This is a genomic window from Nonomuraea sp. N2-4H (assembly GCF_045291505.1).
GTDB lineage: Bacteria > Actinomycetota > Actinomycetes > Streptosporangiales > Streptosporangiaceae > Nonomuraea > Nonomuraea fastidiosa.
Genome location: NZ_CP147987.1, coordinates 2,180,904 through 2,194,983 on the forward strand (window position 1 = coordinate 2,180,904; position 14,080 = coordinate 2,194,983).

General features: G+C 71.9%; 15 protein-coding genes, 1 pseudogene and 1 riboswitch. Of the genes and pseudogenes, 7 read left to right on the plus strand and 9 right to left on the minus strand.

Annotated features, from left to right (window positions below):
• Positions 1–27: 27 nt before the first annotated feature.
• Positions 28–210 carry a DUF397 domain-containing protein gene (locus WBK31_RS09885; protein WP_364065118.1) on the plus strand — a complete coding sequence of 61 codons (183 nt, stop codon included), beginning with the start codon at positions 28–30 and terminating at the stop codon, positions 208–210.
• Between the two features lie 153 nt (positions 211–363).
• Here WBK31_RS09885 and WBK31_RS09890 read toward each other — a convergent pair whose 3' ends face one another.
• A complete protein-coding gene (locus WBK31_RS09890) occupies positions 364–1,116 on the minus strand; it encodes an SDR family NAD(P)-dependent oxidoreductase (protein WP_406674671.1) in 753 nt (250 codons plus the stop codon).
• A gap of 144 nt (positions 1,117–1,260) precedes the next feature.
• Between WBK31_RS09890 and WBK31_RS09895 the strand changes: the two genes are divergently transcribed.
• Positions 1,261–2,013 (plus strand): SDR family oxidoreductase, encoded by a 753-nt coding sequence (locus WBK31_RS09895; protein ID WP_378789997.1) that lies wholly within the window; start codon positions 1,261–1,263, stop codon positions 2,011–2,013.
• Between the two features lie 184 nt (positions 2,014–2,197).
• On the opposite strand, the gene WBK31_RS09900 is transcribed toward WBK31_RS09895, so the two are convergent.
• The 3 genes and pseudogenes from WBK31_RS09900 to WBK31_RS09910 all read right to left on the minus strand — a co-directional run bounded on the left by WBK31_RS09900 (position 2,198) and on the right by WBK31_RS09910 (position 4,489).
• Positions 2,198–2,941, minus strand: coding sequence for a glycoside hydrolase family 25 protein (locus WBK31_RS09900; RefSeq protein WP_406674672.1), 744 nt, complete (start codon positions 2,939–2,941; stop codon positions 2,198–2,200).
• Positions 2,942–2,952: 11 nt separating this feature from the next.
• Positions 2,953–3,098: riboswitch (cyclic di-AMP (ydaO/yuaA leader) on the minus strand.
• Positions 3,099–3,286: 188 nt separating this feature from the next.
• Positions 3,287–3,790: pseudogene (locus WBK31_RS09905) on the minus strand (malate:quinone oxidoreductase); the annotation flags it as partial.
• A 12-nt stretch (positions 3,791–3,802) separates the two neighbouring features.
• Positions 3,803–4,489: an FAD-dependent oxidoreductase gene (locus tag WBK31_RS09910; protein WP_378789994.1), complete on the minus strand. Its 687-nt coding sequence runs from the start codon at positions 4,487–4,489 to the stop codon at positions 3,803–3,805.
• A gap of 185 nt (positions 4,490–4,674) precedes the next feature.
• On the opposite strand from WBK31_RS09910, the gene WBK31_RS09915 reads away from it, so the two are divergent.
• Together WBK31_RS09915 and WBK31_RS09920 are read left to right on the plus strand one after the other, a co-directional pair.
• Positions 4,675–4,962, plus strand: a complete 288-nt coding sequence (locus tag WBK31_RS09915) for a hypothetical protein (RefSeq protein WP_406674673.1) — start codon at positions 4,675–4,677, stop codon at positions 4,960–4,962.
• 176 nt (positions 4,963–5,138) lie between these two features.
• Positions 5,139–6,023: an NAD-dependent epimerase/dehydratase family protein gene (locus tag WBK31_RS09920; protein ID WP_364065103.1), complete on the plus strand. Its 885-nt coding sequence runs from the start codon at positions 5,139–5,141 to the stop codon at positions 6,021–6,023.
• A 14-nt stretch (positions 6,024–6,037) separates the two neighbouring features.
• On the opposite strand, the gene WBK31_RS09925 is transcribed toward WBK31_RS09920, so the two are convergent.
• Positions 6,038–7,219 (minus strand): FAD-dependent oxidoreductase, encoded by a 1,182-nt coding sequence (locus WBK31_RS09925; protein WP_364065100.1) that lies wholly within the window; start codon positions 7,217–7,219, stop codon positions 6,038–6,040.
• Between the two features lie 161 nt (positions 7,220–7,380).
• Complete coding sequence (sigJ, locus tag WBK31_RS09930; protein WP_364065098.1) at positions 7,381–8,259, minus strand: RNA polymerase sigma factor SigJ; 879 nt, start codon at positions 8,257–8,259, stop codon at positions 7,381–7,383.
• Positions 8,260–8,754: 495 nt separating this feature from the next.
• Between sigJ and WBK31_RS09935 the strand changes: the two genes are divergently transcribed.
• Together WBK31_RS09935 and WBK31_RS09940 are read left to right on the plus strand one after the other, a co-directional pair.
• Positions 8,755–9,546 carry an MFS transporter gene (locus WBK31_RS09935; RefSeq protein WP_406674674.1) on the plus strand — a complete coding sequence of 264 codons (792 nt, stop codon included), beginning with the start codon at positions 8,755–8,757 and terminating at the stop codon, positions 9,544–9,546.
• Between the two features lie 232 nt (positions 9,547–9,778).
• Positions 9,779–11,398, plus strand: coding sequence for an ABC-F family ATP-binding cassette domain-containing protein (locus tag WBK31_RS09940; protein ID WP_406674675.1), 1,620 nt, complete (start codon positions 9,779–9,781; stop codon positions 11,396–11,398).
• An 85-nt stretch (positions 11,399–11,483) separates the two neighbouring features.
• Here the strand turns inward: WBK31_RS09940 and WBK31_RS09945 are convergent, their stop codons facing one another.
• From WBK31_RS09945 to WBK31_RS09955, 3 genes are all read right to left on the minus strand, one after another.
• On the minus strand, positions 11,484–11,915 hold the full coding sequence (locus WBK31_RS09945; protein ID WP_378789989.1) for a cupin domain-containing protein: 432 nt from the start codon (positions 11,913–11,915) through the stop codon (positions 11,484–11,486).
• Positions 11,916–12,148: 233 nt separating this feature from the next.
• Positions 12,149–12,604, minus strand: a complete 456-nt coding sequence (locus WBK31_RS09950) for a hypothetical protein (protein WP_406674676.1) — start codon at positions 12,602–12,604, stop codon at positions 12,149–12,151.
• A 130-nt stretch (positions 12,605–12,734) separates the two neighbouring features.
• A complete protein-coding gene (locus WBK31_RS09955) occupies positions 12,735–13,247 on the minus strand; it encodes a GNAT family N-acetyltransferase (protein WP_406674677.1) in 513 nt (170 codons plus the stop codon).
• An 80-nt stretch (positions 13,248–13,327) separates the two neighbouring features.
• On the opposite strand from WBK31_RS09955, the gene WBK31_RS09960 reads away from it, so the two are divergent.
• On the plus strand, positions 13,328–14,074 hold the full coding sequence (locus WBK31_RS09960; protein ID WP_406674678.1) for a hypothetical protein: 747 nt from the start codon (positions 13,328–13,330) through the stop codon (positions 14,072–14,074).
• Positions 14,075–14,080 lie beyond the last annotated feature (6 nt).

The window sequence follows — 14,080 nt, forward strand, 5'->3', positions numbered from 1 at the left end:
GGTGAGGCGGCAGGCTATATTCCCCGCATGCAAGATCAGTGGACGCGCTCCAGCTTCTGCGGGCACAACGGCAACTGCGTTGAGGTTCGCCGGCTGGATGACGATATGGTCGCCATTCGCGACAGCAAGAACCCTGGCCAGCAGCCTCTCGTGGTGACGGCCAGCGCGTACCGCCAGTTCATCGAGAGGGTGAAGCGCGGAGACGCTTGAAGCGTCCACCGGCAGTACTGACGACCTTGGCCGCTTGCGCAGCCGGTCCCCGGGCGAGGGGCCGGCTGCTTGACGTTGTGCCCCAGCCCGGCGGCCGGGCCCAGCCGCCCGGCTCCGGGAGCCGGGTCCGGGAACTGTGCCCGGCGGGTGGGCCTACGTGAGGGCCAAACCGCCGTCTACGGCGATGATCTGGCCGGTGATCCAGGCGGCGTTCGGGGCGGCGAGGTGCACGATCCAGGCGGCCACCTCTTCGGGCGTGCCGCGGCGGCCGAGGGGGATGCGGGCGGCCTCGTCCTTCTTGATCTGCTCGACGACTTCGGCGGGCAGTCCGGCGGCGCTCAGCGCCTCGCTCTCCGTGGGGCCGGGGGCGACGGCGTTCACGCGGATGCCGTCGGCGGCCAGCTCCAGGGCCCAGCTCCGGGTGAGCTGCTCGATCGCGGCCTTCGAGGCGGCGTAGTGGGCGGCGCCCGGCAGGGGGCGGTGGCCGTACGTGCTGGAGACGTTGACGATCGTGCCCCGGGTGTCGCGCAGGTGCGGCAGGGCGGCGTGGGCGAGCAGGCTGGGCGCGGTGACGTTCAGCGCGAGCAGGGCGGTGACGCGGTCGGCGTCGGTGTCGGCCAGCGGCATGATCGCCGTGCCTCCGGCGTTGTTGACCAGTATGTCGAGGCGGCCCCAGCGGCCGATCGCCGCGTCCACCACGGCCTGCGGCGCGCCGGCGGCGGTGATGTCGGCGGGCAGGACGGCGATGCCGGGGTGCCGGGCGGCGGTCTCCTCCAGGGGGCCGGGGCGGCGGCCGGCGGCGAGCACGTGCGCGCCCGCCTCAGCCAGGGCGATCGCGGTGGCCCGGCCGATGCCTGAGCCGGCGCTGGTGACGATCGCCACCCGGGCGTCGAGTTGAGTGGTCATGTGCTCGTTCCTTCGTTCGTTGTCAGTGGGTCTTATGGCCGTCATGCCGCCTGCTGCATGAGCACGCTGGGACTTTGCCGCCGCGAGGGGTTAGCGCCGGGCGCGGAGGGGAGGGTGGCGTGGACCGTTCCGAGGAGGCGCGTCATGAGGGTCGTGGTGGTCGGTGGGACCGGCCTGATCGGATCGAAGCTGGTGAACAGGCTGTCGCGGGACGGCCACGAGGCGCTGGCGGCCTCGCCGCGCACCGGGGTGAACACGCTCACCGGCGAAGGGCTGGCCGAGGCGCTGGAAGGGGCGGAGGTGGTGGTCGACGTGTCGAACGCGCCGTCGTTCGAACCGGCCGCCGTGCTCGGCTTCTTCGAAACCTCCACGGGCAACCTGCTCGCCGCCGAGTCGGAGGCGGAGGTCGGGCACCACGTCGCGCTGTCCATCGTCGGTACCGAACGCTCACCGGACAACGGCTATTTCCGGGCCAAGGTCGCCCAGGAGCGGCTGATCGAGAAGTCGGGCGTCCCGTTCTCGCTGGTGCACGCGACGCAGTTCTTCGAGTTCGTGAAGGGGATCGCCGACGAGGCCGACGATGGGGGAGTGGTGCGGATCGCGCCGGTGCTGTTCCAGCCGATCGCCGGGGACGACGTGGCGGCGGTGCTGTGCGAGGTCGCGGAGGGGCCGCCGCTCAACGGCCGGATGGAGATCGCCGGGCCGGAGCGGGTCAGGATGGACGAGTTCTTCCGCGAGGCGCTGGCCGCCCTGGGCGACCCGCGCGAGGTGGTCGCCGATCCGGACGCTCGCTACTTCGGCAGTGAGCTTGCCGAGCACTCGCTCGTTCCGCTGGGTGAGGCACGGCTCGGCGGGATCCGGTACGGGGATTGGGTCGCCGCCGCTGCCGCCACCTGACGGCCCCCGGATCGTTCACACAGGCCACGAGGAGGCCGCCCGTCTGCGTGCAGAAGCCGCGCGACGGTCCTGTCGTGCAACAGGACCGTCGCGCGGCTTCATGGGCGGGCCCGGCGCGCAGGTCGAGCCCTGGGAGGGTTTCCGCGCCGGGCGTTCAGCGGACCGGCGGGGGAGGGGGTCCGTGTCAGGCGGACTTGCGGCCGAGGGCGCGGAGCTGGTCGGGCGTCAGCGAAGAGACGTTCTGGTCGATCGGCGTTTCGGTGTACTGGTGGATCGTCCAGGTCTTCCAGTCGGCCGGCGGGGTGACCGCGCCCTTGGCCCGGCTGTAGTGGGCGACCCACAGCGGGTACTGCGACAGGCCGTGGCCATAGGTGTTGGCGAAGTTCCAGCCGCTGTAGAAGATCGGCTTGACGCCGGTCTGCTTCTCCACGTACGACAGCCACGCCTTGGCCCAGGCGTTGACCTCTTCGACGGACTTGCCGTCAGTGGTCTCCAGGTCCAGGACCAGAAGGTCGCCAGGCTTGGCGGGCTGGGAGTTCACCGTGGCCAGGAAGTGGTTGGCGTCTGCGATGGGGTCGTTGGCGGGGTGGCCGTAGTGGTACGCGCCGCGCACGATGCCCTTGCTGCCGAGCTCACGCCAGTGCCTGGCGAAGGAGGAGTCGACGAAGTCGGTGCCCTCCGTGGCCTTGATGATGCCGAACTGCGCGGAGCTGGAGCTCCAGTCGTACTGCGGCTCGTAGTGGGAGATGTCGAGACCGTAGGTCAGGGAGCGAGCCTGGTGCTGGGAGGTGTGCTGCGTGGCCTCGTGCGGGGCACCGTGGTCGGCGGTGGAGGCGTGGGCGGTGCCGGTGACGGCGGTGACGGCGGCGAGCACGGCTCCGCCGAGCGCCAGTCCGAGGCGCTTGCGGTTGTCGGCAAGCTTGGGCATGCGGGGTTGACTCCTTGCTTCCATGCCGCCTACCGGGTTAGCTGACGGGTTCGGGACTGGAAGTGCCCTACGGACGCCGCCAGGGGCGGGCGTCCGATTCACCCCGGAAAGGTGGGTCCCCGGTTCCGCGAGAACGCGGATTCGGCGGCCGCACGCCATCGGGAAGGCGTACGGTCCGGTCAAAGATGCGAGGTAACGCGTGGGCGTCCCTCGACCCGCAAAAGTACATAGTTAGCAAAAGTATCCGCAAGCATCCTAAAGGGATTACCTTCGCATTGCGCGAGTTACCCGCCCGTAAGCCCCATGTCGCCGGGGTTTCTGAACAGGTAAAGTTTTTCGCTCTGCTCAGTCCAGGTCCAGCGTCCTGGCCGTCCTGCCGGCCGTCTCCCGCGCCGGCCCGGGCTGGTCGGACAGCACGATCCCGTACGTCGGAACAAGCTCGCGCAAAGCGGGCCGCCAGCCCGGCAGCCGGGCGGGGAAGGCGCGTTCGAGCACGTCCAGCATGATCGCCACGGACGCGGACGCGCCCGGGGATGCGCCGAGCAGGGCGGCCAGCCCGCCGTACGCCGACGTCACCACCTCGGTGCCGAACCCGGCGATCGACCCGCGCCCGTGCACCGGCTTGACCACCTGCACCCGCTGGCCCGCGGTGATCGGCTCCCAGTCGCCCGCCCGCGCCTGCGGGACGAACCCGCGCAGCGCCCGCAGCCGGTCGCGGCCGGTCTGTGCGAGCTGCCCCACGAGGTAGCGCAGCATGTCGCGCTCGGCGTGGGCGGCGCCGAGCAGCGTGGGCAGGTTGCCGGGGGTGATGGAGCCCGGCAGGTCGGTGAGGCGGCCGCGCTTGAGGAAGCGGGGCGAGAACTAGTCGCGTTCGCCCGCCAGGTCGCGCACCCGCAGCCGCCACGACCTGCGGTCACGGGAGAGCGAGCGCACCTCGTGCCCGGTCCGCACCTCGACACCGTCGCGTTCGAGTGCCGCGAACAGCCGCCTGGTCAGCACGCCGTAGTCGACGTCGGTGCCGCCGCGCGAGCGGCACAGCGCCACCTCCTCGCCCGCGGGGCGGCCGGCGAACATCAGCGGCAGCAGCTCCGCCATGGCGTCGCGGTCGCGTACGAGCTCCAGGCCCTCGAAGAGCGGGTGCCCGCGCAGCGCCGCGTGACGCAGCCGCAGGTGCTCGGCCCCGGCCGCGCCCCGGGCGAACGAAAAGTGCGGCACCGGCCGGATGAAGCCCGCCGGATCGCCGAGCGTGCCCTCTTCCACCAGCGTCGCCCAGAGCTGGCGGGAGAGCTGGAACTGCTCGCTGATCCTGATAGCGCCGGTCACGTCGATCGAGCCGTCGCCGGTGAGCGGCGTGTAGTTGAACTCGCACAACCCCCCGTGCCCCGTGCCGGCGTCGTTCCACGCCGACGAGCTCTCCAGGCCGAGGCCGTCGAGCCGTTCCAGCGCCAGCACCGACCAGTCCGGCTGAACGCGGCGCAGCAGCACGCCGAGGGTGGCGCTCATGACGCCGCCGCCGACCAGCACCACGTCGTAGCCCTCGGTGACCACCGCGCGCCGCGCTCCCCACAACTCGTATGACAGGTTTGCTACTTGTATAACGGCCCCCGCGCGCGGCCCGGGATCCGGCGTAGCGTGGATCAAGCAAGTGCCCGCCAGGTTGAGGAGGCGATCACGGTGCACCCGGTCTGTTGACGGCCCCATCCCGGGGCGTCACGGAGCCGAAAGGTGACCGTATGAGCAAGACCGACAAGACCCGGCCCTGGTGGGTGAAGCTGGCCGACGCGCCGATGGTGTACTGCCGGCCCGTTCACGACCACCGCGACGGCGCCTGCACGCTGCCCGAGCGGATCGACCGCGAGAGCGCCTCGCTCTCCCGGCGCCTGAGGGCGACCGATGCGTTCCTGTTCGGTGAGGGCCGGCTGAACGGGGGCCGCGAATGGGCCCTCTACCGTCGCGAGACGCGCCGTCGCGAGCGCCGCCAGGCCCGCCACGAGCTGCGTCGCCGCCGCGACGACGACTGACCGTCCAGGGGCCCGGCCGGAAGGCCGGGCCCCTTTTCGCGTACAGCAAACGGATAGATTGTCGATTCGGATGAGTCATCCGCTTTTCTGGTACGGTCGAAGCAGAGGCCGGAAAGGGCGCACGCCCGCCTCCGCCCTCGCGATGTCTCCTGACCGTTGAAAGGAAGCGAACGACCATGCGCATCTTCATCACCGGCGCCAGCGGCTACTTCGGCGGCGCGCTCACCGAGCACCTCATCGCCGCCGGTCACACCGTCGAAGCCCTCGCCCGTTCAGACCGCGCCCGCGACCGCGTCTCCGAGCTGGGCGCCACCCCCGTCGCGGGCAGCCTGTCGGACACCGGCGTCCTCCACGAGGCCGCCGCCCGCAGCGACGCCGTCGTGCACGCCGCCGTCGACTACGGCGACCGGGACATGCAGAACGTCGAGCAGCCGGCGCTCGACGCGCTCCTGTCCGGGCTTCCCGACGGCCGCCCCTTCGTCTACACCAGCACCGGCCTGGTCTACCCCGACACCAAGGGCAGGCCGGTCACCGAGGACGAGGAGGTCAGCGAGCAGACCGCCAGGCAGCCGCACAAATACCTCGGCGAGCGCCGCGTGCTCGCCGCCACGAACCTCGCCACCACCGTCGTCAGGGCCGGCATGATCTACGGGCGTGGCGGCACCACCCTGCTCCAGCTCATGATCGGCCAGGCTCGGCAGCAGGGCGTCGTCACGTACGTCGGCGACGGCGCCAACACCTGGTCCACCGTCCACGTGGACGACCTCGCCGCCCTCTACGCCGCCGTCGTCACCAGGGAGGAGGGTGGCGGCATCGTCAACGCCGCCACCCGCACCGGCACGGCCATCCGCGACATGGCCGAGGCGGTCGCCACCCTCACGGGGGCGCGCGCCGTCTCGCTGCCCCTCGACGAGGCCATGAAGTCCTTCGGCCCCATGGCGCTCGCGCTCACCAGCTCCACGCCCCTCGACCCCTCGCGGGCCGAGCGGTTGTACGGCTGGAAGCCGTCCGGCCCTTCCGTGATCGACGAGATCCTCCAGGGCAGCTACGCCGCAGCGTAAAACGTGCGGCCCGATCAACGGGCGGCCGTCGCGTCGCTACGGCGGGCCTCCACCCGGCCGTCCGCGACAGCCTTCCGACGCGCCGGACCCTTCGCCCACATGTAGGTGCCGGGACGACGGCGCTCCATCTTCAGCGCCGTGACCGTGAACCGGCAGATCTGCTCCTTCACCCACGCCGCGGTACGCCCGCTCAGGATCCGCTCCTTCGGCGAGTCGTCACCGTGGACGAACTGAACGAGCCCGTCCCGCCGGCCCAGGCTGACGCACTGCAGCAGGTAGCGGAACCGGAACGGCTCGGCGGGCCGCCCCGCGGCCCTGGCGTTGATCACATCGGCGGCGTGCGCGGCGATCGGCATGCCCGCGGCGCACGACATCCGGTGCGTTCCGCTCGGCAGCTGCACGGCGGCCGCGTCGCCCACGGCGTACACGTCGGGGTGCGACACCGAACGCAGCGTCTCGTCCACCACCACCCGGCCGCGGTCGTCCACGGCCAGCCCGGCCTCGGCGGCCAGCTCGGGCACACGGAACGACCCCGCCCACACCACGACATCCGCCGCCAGCACGCCCTGGTCCGTACGCACCCCGTCAGGCCCGACGCTCTCCACACGCGTGCCCTCGTGCATGCGCGCACCGAGCCTGGTCAGCGTACGGGCCAGGTGGCGGCGGCCCTTCTCCGACAGCCCCGCGCCCGCCACGCCGCCGGTGACCAGCGCCACCCGCCACGCCGGGTACGACTCGGCAAGCTCGGCGGCCATCTCAACACCCGTCAGCCCGCCGCCGACCACCACCAGCTCACCACTGCCGCCGTCCAGCCTGGCCCGCAGGTCGCCCGCCTGCTCGGCGGTGTAGGCGTGCTCGGCCACCCCGGGGACGCCGGTGTCGGTGCGGCTGCCCAGCGCGTACACGAGCGTGTCGTACGCGAACTCCCGCCCGTCCTCGGTGTGCACCCGCTTGCCGTCCAGGTCGATGGCGTTGACCCGGCCCCGCACGGTCGTGATGCCGGTGTCCTTCGTCAGCTCCTTCAGCGGCACCGTCACCTCGGGACGGCCCGCGGCCAGCTCGTGCAGCCGGATCCGCTGCGTGAGGTGCGAGTCCGCGCTGATGAGGGTGATCCGGTGCTTCCTGTCGAGCCGCAGCGCCGTCGTCAGGCCCGCATAGCCCGCGCCGATGATGACGATGTTCTGTTTGGCGTCCATGTCGTGCCTCCTTGTGGGAAGTTCTGCGACAGAGACGAGACAGCCCCCGGAAATGTGATGGTGATCCGCATCACACTATGGCGGGCCTGGCCGGGATCGCGTACGACGCCGGCCTCGTCGCGCCACGTCGAGTTTGGGGATCGCGTATGACGTCGGCTTCGTCACACCGTGGCGAGCTTGGCGGGATTGCGTACGACGTCGACCTCCGTGACGCGGCCGTCCTCGGCCACGGAGAACGCCGCCACCGTGTCCGCGGTGCCGTCCGCAGCCCGCACCACCACCCCGAGACCGCCGTTGACCTCGGCGAACTCCACCGTCATGCCCTCCAGCCAGCGGCTCACCAGGCCGTGCACCAGCCTGGCCACCCGGTCCGCGCCCGCCACCGGCTGCAGCGCGGAGGAGACCGCGCCGCCGCCGTCCGAGCGCCACACCACGTCCGGATCGAGCGCCGCGACCAGGCCCGACAGGTCGCCGTTCAGCGCCGCCGCGGCGAACGCCTCCACCGCCTTGCGATGCGTCGAGCGGTCCGTCGTACGCCGGGGACCGTGCTCGCGCACCCTTGCGCGCGCCCGCGACGCCAGCCGCCGCACCGCCTCGTCGCTGCGGCCCAGCACCTCCGCGATCTCCCCGAACGGCACCCCGAACACGTCGTGCAGCACGAACGCCACCCGCTCCGCCGCCGTCAGCCGCTCGAGCACCGCCAGCATCGCCATGCTGACCGAGTCGTCCATGGCGACCCTGTCCTCGGGGCCGAGCTCCTTCACGACCGGTTCCGGCAGCCACGGCCCGACGTACGCCTCCCGCCGGACCCGCGCGGAGGTGAGAAGGTCGTAGCAGATGCGGCTCACGGTCGTGGTGAGATAGGCGCGCACGTCCCTGACCTGCGCGACGTCGGCGTGCCGCCACCGCAGCCACGCCTCCTGCACCGCGTCGTCGGCGTCCGTCTTCGTCCCCGTGATCCGGTACGCCACGCCCCACAGGTGATCGCGGTGCTCCTCGAACTCCGCCGGCCGCCCGCCCGCACCCGCCCCGCTCCCCATGCGCCCCATTATCCGACCGCCCCTCGCCACCCCACCCGCCGCCCACCCGGCCCCGCGGCCGGGGCCGCCGCGTCCGTCGGGAGGCCGGCCGCTGAGCGTGCCCGCGGGGCACGAGGGCCGCCGCCGGGTGGTGGCCGAGGGGCTGCCCGCCGCCGGGGTAGGCCGGGCGCGGGGATCTGTCGGTCCGGCCTGCCAGAGTTGCCTCGCCGCGCGTGCCACCCGCCCGCGCCCCCACAGCCGTTTCGCCGTGCCCCTCGACACGCCCGTCGAGTCGTCACGCCCGTCGAGTCGTTACGCCCGTCGAAAGGAGCGCTTTCGTGCCCGAGCCCACCGACGTCGGCTCACCCGCCGACGGCGACGCCCGTTCTGCCCTGGACGCCGCGCCGGTCCGGATGCCCGCTCGGCTCCGGACGTCCACCCGGCCCCTGACGACCGCTCAGCCCCGATGACCGACCGGAGCTGGATGATCGTCCGGGCTCCGGGCACGAGGCGCGTGTGAGCGGCGGTCGGGAACGCCTGGTGGTGCGCAGAGCGGGAAAGATCTCGGCGATGGTGGCGCCGCTGCGGGCGAGGGACTTCCGGCGCTACTACGCCGGCCAGACCGCCTCCGCGTTCGGGGACTCGCTGACGCCGCTCGCGATCGCGTTCGCCGTGCTCCACCTCACCGGATCCCCGATGGACCTCGGCATCGTCGTCCTGGCCACCCGGCTGCCGATCGTCGCGCTCACGTTGCTGGGCGGTGCGGTGGGCGACCGGTTTCCGCGCCGGACGGTCATGCTGACCGCCGACCTGGTGAGGTTCGCCGCGCACGGGGTGACGGCGGTCCTGCTGCTCACCGGGCACGCGCAGTTATGGCTGCTGGTGGTCCTGCAGGTGCTCGCCGGGGTCGGCACCGCCTTCTTCAACCCGGCCGCCGCGGGCCTGATCACATCCCTGGCGGCCGAGGACGACCTGCAGGCCGCCAACTCGCTGATCTCCATCTCGCGCAGCAGGGTGCACAACGTCGTCCAGACCACGGTCGTCCAGCGGCACCTGCCCGCGGACCTGGTCGCCCGCGCATACTCGGTCACCACGGTCGGCGCGCTGGTCGCCGCACCCCTCGGCACGGGACTGGCCGGCCCGGCCGCCGAGCTGCTCGGCACCGCCCCGGTCCTGCTGGGCCTGCGCCGCGGTCGCTGTCCTGCTGACCGTCGCGACCTTGCCGGTGCCCGCCGTGTGGCGGGTCCGCGACGCCTGACCGCAGGTGAAAAGGCGGTGAGACGGCTAGCGGAGGCTGCTATGGTGTGATGCGCTTTCGTATCGGATGTGCCCTAGCCGGGCACGTTCCGCGACACGACTCGACGAGGAGACCAGACATGGCAGGTGACGACGACATCTCCGGGTGATACCGGAGACCCCGGCCCCCGGGCGGGCGCGTGTTGAGCGCCGCCGCGCGTGGCCGTGAGTTCGTCGTTCCCTCAGTCCCAGTCTTCATGACGGGCGGCTTCGCGCGCGCCCGCGTTCCGTACGAGGTCTCCCCATGTCCGACGCGTCCATCGTCTGCTCCCACCTGTCCTTCTCCTGGCCCGACGACACCCCGGTCTTCACCGACCTGTCCTTCAGCGTGGGCGGCGGCCGTACCGGGCTGGTCGCGCCCAACGGCGCGGGCAAGAGCACGCTGCTCAAGCTGATCGCCGGCGAGCTGCGCCCGCGCGGCGGCTCCGTCACGGTGGAGGGCGAGCTCGGCTACCTGCCGCAGACCCTGCCGCTCACCGGCGACCTGACCGTGGCCGAGGTGCTCGGCATCGCGCCCGTGATCGCCGCGCTCGACGCCATCGAAGCGGGCGACACGGCCGAGGAGCACTTCACCACCATCGGCAACGACTGGGACATCGAGGAGCGCACCCGCGCCCAGCTCGACCGGCTCGGCCTCGGCGGTCTCGCGTTCGACCGCCGCCTGGAGACGCTGAGCGGCGGGCAGATCGTCTCACTCGGCCTGGCCGCGCAGCTGCTCAAGCGGCCGGATGTGCTGCTGCTCGACGAGCCGACCAACAACCTCGACCGCGCCGCCCGCCGCCGCCTCTACGACGTGCTCGGCGACTGGAACGGCTGCCTGCTGCTGGTCAGCCACGACCGCGAGCTGCTCGACCGCATGGACCGCATCGCCGAGCTCGAGCGGGGCGAGATCCGCTTCTACGGCGGCGGCTTCACCGCGTACGAGGAGGCGGTGCGCACCGAGCAGGAGGCCGCCGAGCGCAGCGTGCGCAACGCCGAGCAGGAGCTCAAGCGCGAGAAGCGGGAGATGCAGCAGGCCCGCGAGCGCGCCGAGCGGCGGGCGGGCAACGCCGCGCGCAACCTGAAGAACGCCGGTCTGGCCCGCATCGTCGCGGGCGGGCTGAAGCGCAGCGCGCAGGAGTCGGCCGGGCGGGCGGGCCAGATGCACGCCTCCCGCGTCGGCGACGCGAAGGCCCGGCTCGAGGAGGCCGAGCGGGCGCTGCGCGACGACCAGAAGATCGTCATCGAGCTGCCGGACACCCGCGTGCCGGCCGGGCGCACGGTGTTCGAGGGCCACGGGCTGCTGGCGCGGGGCCTGTTCGCGGAGCCGGGCATCGATCTGTCCGTACGCGGCCCGGAACGCATCGCGCTGACCGGCCCGAACGGCGCGGGAAAGTCCACCCTGCTCCGCATGATCAACGGCGACCTCGCGCCGGACTCCGGCACGACCCGGCGGGCCGAAGGGCGGGTCGCGTACCTGTCGCAGCGGCTCGACCTGCTCGACCCCGCCCGTACGGTGGCCGAGAACCTGGCCGCGTTCGCCCCCGGCATGGCCGCGGCGGACCGGATGAACCTGCTGGCCCGCTTCCTGTTCCGGGGCCAGAGCGCGCACCGGCAGGTCGGCGTGCTGTCGGGCGGCGAGCTGCTGCGCGCCACGCTGGCCTGCGTGCTGTGCGCGGAACCGGCTCCCCAGCTACTGCTGCTCGACGAGCCCACCAACAACCTCGACCTGGTCAGCGTGGGGCAGCTGGAGAGTGCGCTCGGTGCGTACGAGGGGGCGTTCATCGTGGTCAGTCACGACGAGCGGTTCCTCACGGAGATCAAGGTGGAGCGGTGGCTTGAGCTGTCGGACGGCCGGCTTCTGGAGACCGCCGCCCCCGCCTGATGGCCCGCCCGGTCTCCGGGAACGGCCGGCCTCGCCTGACGGCCGCCGCACGCCCCTGATGCCCCGCACGCGTGCGGGCCGGGCGTCAGGGGCGTGGGGCACGGCGGTCGCGGCGGGCCTCCAGCTCCTCCTCGCTCACCGGGATGAGCATCGGCTGCCCTCTCACCCCGAACATCGTCACCACGAACGTGGTCTCTTCGTCGGAGAGGTTGTTGGCGTCCTGGTAGTGGATGACGTCGCCGCCCGGCTCCCAGAACGCCTCCCCGGCCTTGATGACGCGTTCCGGCTCGCCTTCCAGCTCGAAGAGCATCTCGCCCTTGATCAGGTATCCGAAGGCGGGCCCGGTGTGCCGGTGCGGCGGGTTGCCCTCGCTGCCGGGCGGCAGGGTGACCAGGATCGTCATCACCTCCGCGTCGTCCGGCACCGGTGGCGCCGGCACCGACGCGACGAGGTCGATCGCCGGCGGCGGGGTGGTGGCGTTCGGGTTGTCGAGGTGGTGAACGTGCTCGGCTTGCATGATGTCCCCGTTCCTGACCGGCCGGAAGGCTCGTCCGGAGCGGGGCTCGGTCCCCTGTCTCGCGCGCGGCCCTGCTCGTGTCCGGTCGGCGGGGTTACGCTGCCCGCCCCGCCGCGCGGCTACCGGGCGGCGGCTTCAAGGCTTGGTGACGATCGGCACACGCGGGCGTTGCCCGCTGCCGATCGTCGTGGCGGGGCGGGCACGTACGGAACGGCGCGCCCGCCCGCGCGGGCTCACGGGATCTTGTACTCCTGCGCCTGGCCGCAGTAGCTGGTCCCGAACGGGGTGTTGCTGAAGCGGCAGACCTGCACCACGACCCGGTCGATGGTGCGCACCCCCGCCGAGTCGGAGAGCGAGAAGGCGAACTTCACCGTCTCGTCGTCCGCCTTGTACGTCTCGGTGTCGACCAGCTCGCTCCCGTAGTAGCCGCTGAAGGTGGCCGTGGAGTGCATGTCGTCGGGGTTGCACACGCTCGGCTTCGCCTCGTCGAGGAGCGCGCCTTCGATGTCGATCCGCGGCCGGATGACGGGGCCGTCGTAGCGCTGGATGGTGCCTTCGGTGGACCCGCGCAGGCAGGCGTCGCCCGAGTCCGCGGCGAACGGCACCGCCTCGGCGGCCAGGGCGGGTGGGGCGGCCAGAAGGCCGGCGGCGAGCACTGCACTGATCGATAATCCGGCGAGCAGACGCACGAGATCACCTTTCCGTTTCTGCGGAATTACCGAGATTCCTGACCGTGGTGGTGAGCTTCGGTCATGACGGCCTGTGCCCGTGATTACAGCCCGCAGCGTGAATTTCGGTCAAGGTCCGTTCCGCGCTCGGTCACCGTCCCGTTTCCCACGCCTCCCGTACCAGGCCCATCGTCACCGACGTCCACCATTTCCCGCCGACCTCGATGGAACTTTCATAGACGCGCTCCTCTCGGAATCCGAGGCGTTCGTACAGCCGCCTGGCCCCCGTGTTGTGCGCGTAGACGCCGAGGGTCACCCGGGAGACGTCCGGGTCGGCGAAGGCGGTGTCGAGCGCCGCGGCCACCATGGCCGCGCCGTAGCCCTTGCCCCGCGCGTAGGGCGCCACCAGAACAAGTCCGAGGCGTACGGCGCTGTCGTCATCGACGGGCCGCAGCGAGAAATGGCCGATGACGGCGCCGGCGGGATCGGTGGCGACCAGGAGGCGGCGGTCGGAGTCGGCGGCCCGCAGAGCGAGGAGCTGCTCCCCGGCGAAGGGCCAGGTGAAGCCGGATTTGCCGGACCACAGAATGAGCGCGTCCAGGCTGTCGATCCAGGTGGCGATCGTGGCGGCGTCGGCGGGCTGGAGGTCGCGGAGGTGGAGCATCGTTCACTATTAGCGCAGCGGCGACGCAGCGGGCAAACCCGTTGTGGCCGGTCCGTGATCAGGACCCGCATGATCGCCGCATGAAGGAGACGATCATCGCGCTGGCGGCCTGCGGGGCCGTGCTGGCGCCCGCCGTTCCGGCGCACGCCGCGCCCGCCGAGGACCCCTTACGCGCGCTGAAGAGCAAACTGGTCGCCGGCCACGGCGTACGCTTCACCGAGACCACCGTCCTGTCGGGCGACGGCAAGATCACCCTGCAGAAGCGCAAGGGCGCGTTCCAGTTCGACAAGAAGGGCATCGCCGCCTCCGACATCACCGCCACGTCGAAGTCGCGGCCGCGCGAGCGGGTCATCGGCGTGGGCACGTACACCTACACCTCGGGCGGCATCTACGCGGGCAAGCTGGCCTCGGGGGCCACCTGGTACAAGTCGCGCGGACTGCCCGGCGGCGGGGCCGGCTTCCACGGCCAGGTCATCAACCCCGCCGAGCCGAAGACTCTGGCCGCCCTGGTCAAGAAGGGCCGGCTGTCCGGCCGTACGCTCACCGGGAAGATCACGTTCAAGGACCTGGCGAAGGTGTCGCGCTGGTTCGACGCCTCGATCCCGCTGCGCATGCACAACGACACGAAGGTCTCCTACACGCTCACGCTGTCGGCGTCGGGGGTGGTGAGCCGGGTGAAGAGCTCGTACGCGGCCACGGGCGTGTTCGGCACCAACGCCCACGAGGGCAAGACGATCACGATCGACAGCCGGTTCACCGGGTGGGGCGCCAAGACGCGGATCAAGGCCCCTGATCCCGGCAAGGCGACGACCGAAGCGGCGGACTGAGGCCCG

Bases quoted from the DNA above. Each gene is read 5' to 3' on its own strand.
- WBK31_RS09885 (WP_364065118.1), top strand. From the start codon at position 28: ATGCAAGATCAGTGGACGCGCTCCAGCTTCTGCGGGCACAACGGCAAC.
- WBK31_RS09890 (WP_406674671.1), bottom strand. From the start codon at position 1,116: ATGACCACTCAACTCGACGCCCGGGTGGCGATCGTCACCAGCGCCGGC.
- WBK31_RS09895 (WP_378789997.1), top strand. From the start codon at position 1,261: ATGAGGGTCGTGGTGGTCGGTGGGACCGGCCTGATCGGATCGAAGCTG.
- WBK31_RS09900 (WP_406674672.1), bottom strand. From the start codon at position 2,941: ATGCCCAAGCTTGCCGACAACCGCAAGCGCCTCGGACTGGCGCTCGGC.
- WBK31_RS09915 (WP_406674673.1), top strand. From the start codon at position 4,675: ATGAGCAAGACCGACAAGACCCGGCCCTGGTGGGTGAAGCTGGCCGAC.
- WBK31_RS09920 (WP_364065103.1), top strand. From the start codon at position 5,139: ATGCGCATCTTCATCACCGGCGCCAGCGGCTACTTCGGCGGCGCGCTC.
- WBK31_RS09925 (WP_364065100.1), bottom strand. From the start codon at position 7,219: ATGGACGCCAAACAGAACATCGTCATCATCGGCGCGGGCTATGCGGGC.
- sigJ (WP_364065098.1), bottom strand. From the start codon at position 8,259: ATGGGGAGCGGGGCGGGTGCGGGCGGGCGGCCGGCGGAGTTCGAGGAG.
- WBK31_RS09940 (WP_406674675.1), top strand. From the start codon at position 9,779: ATGTCCGACGCGTCCATCGTCTGCTCCCACCTGTCCTTCTCCTGGCCC.
- WBK31_RS09945 (WP_378789989.1), bottom strand. From the start codon at position 11,915: ATGCAAGCCGAGCACGTTCACCACCTCGACAACCCGAACGCCACCACC.
- WBK31_RS09955 (WP_406674677.1), bottom strand. From the start codon at position 13,247: ATGCTCCACCTCCGCGACCTCCAGCCCGCCGACGCCGCCACGATCGCC.
- WBK31_RS09960 (WP_406674678.1), top strand. From the start codon at position 13,328: ATGAAGGAGACGATCATCGCGCTGGCGGCCTGCGGGGCCGTGCTGGCG.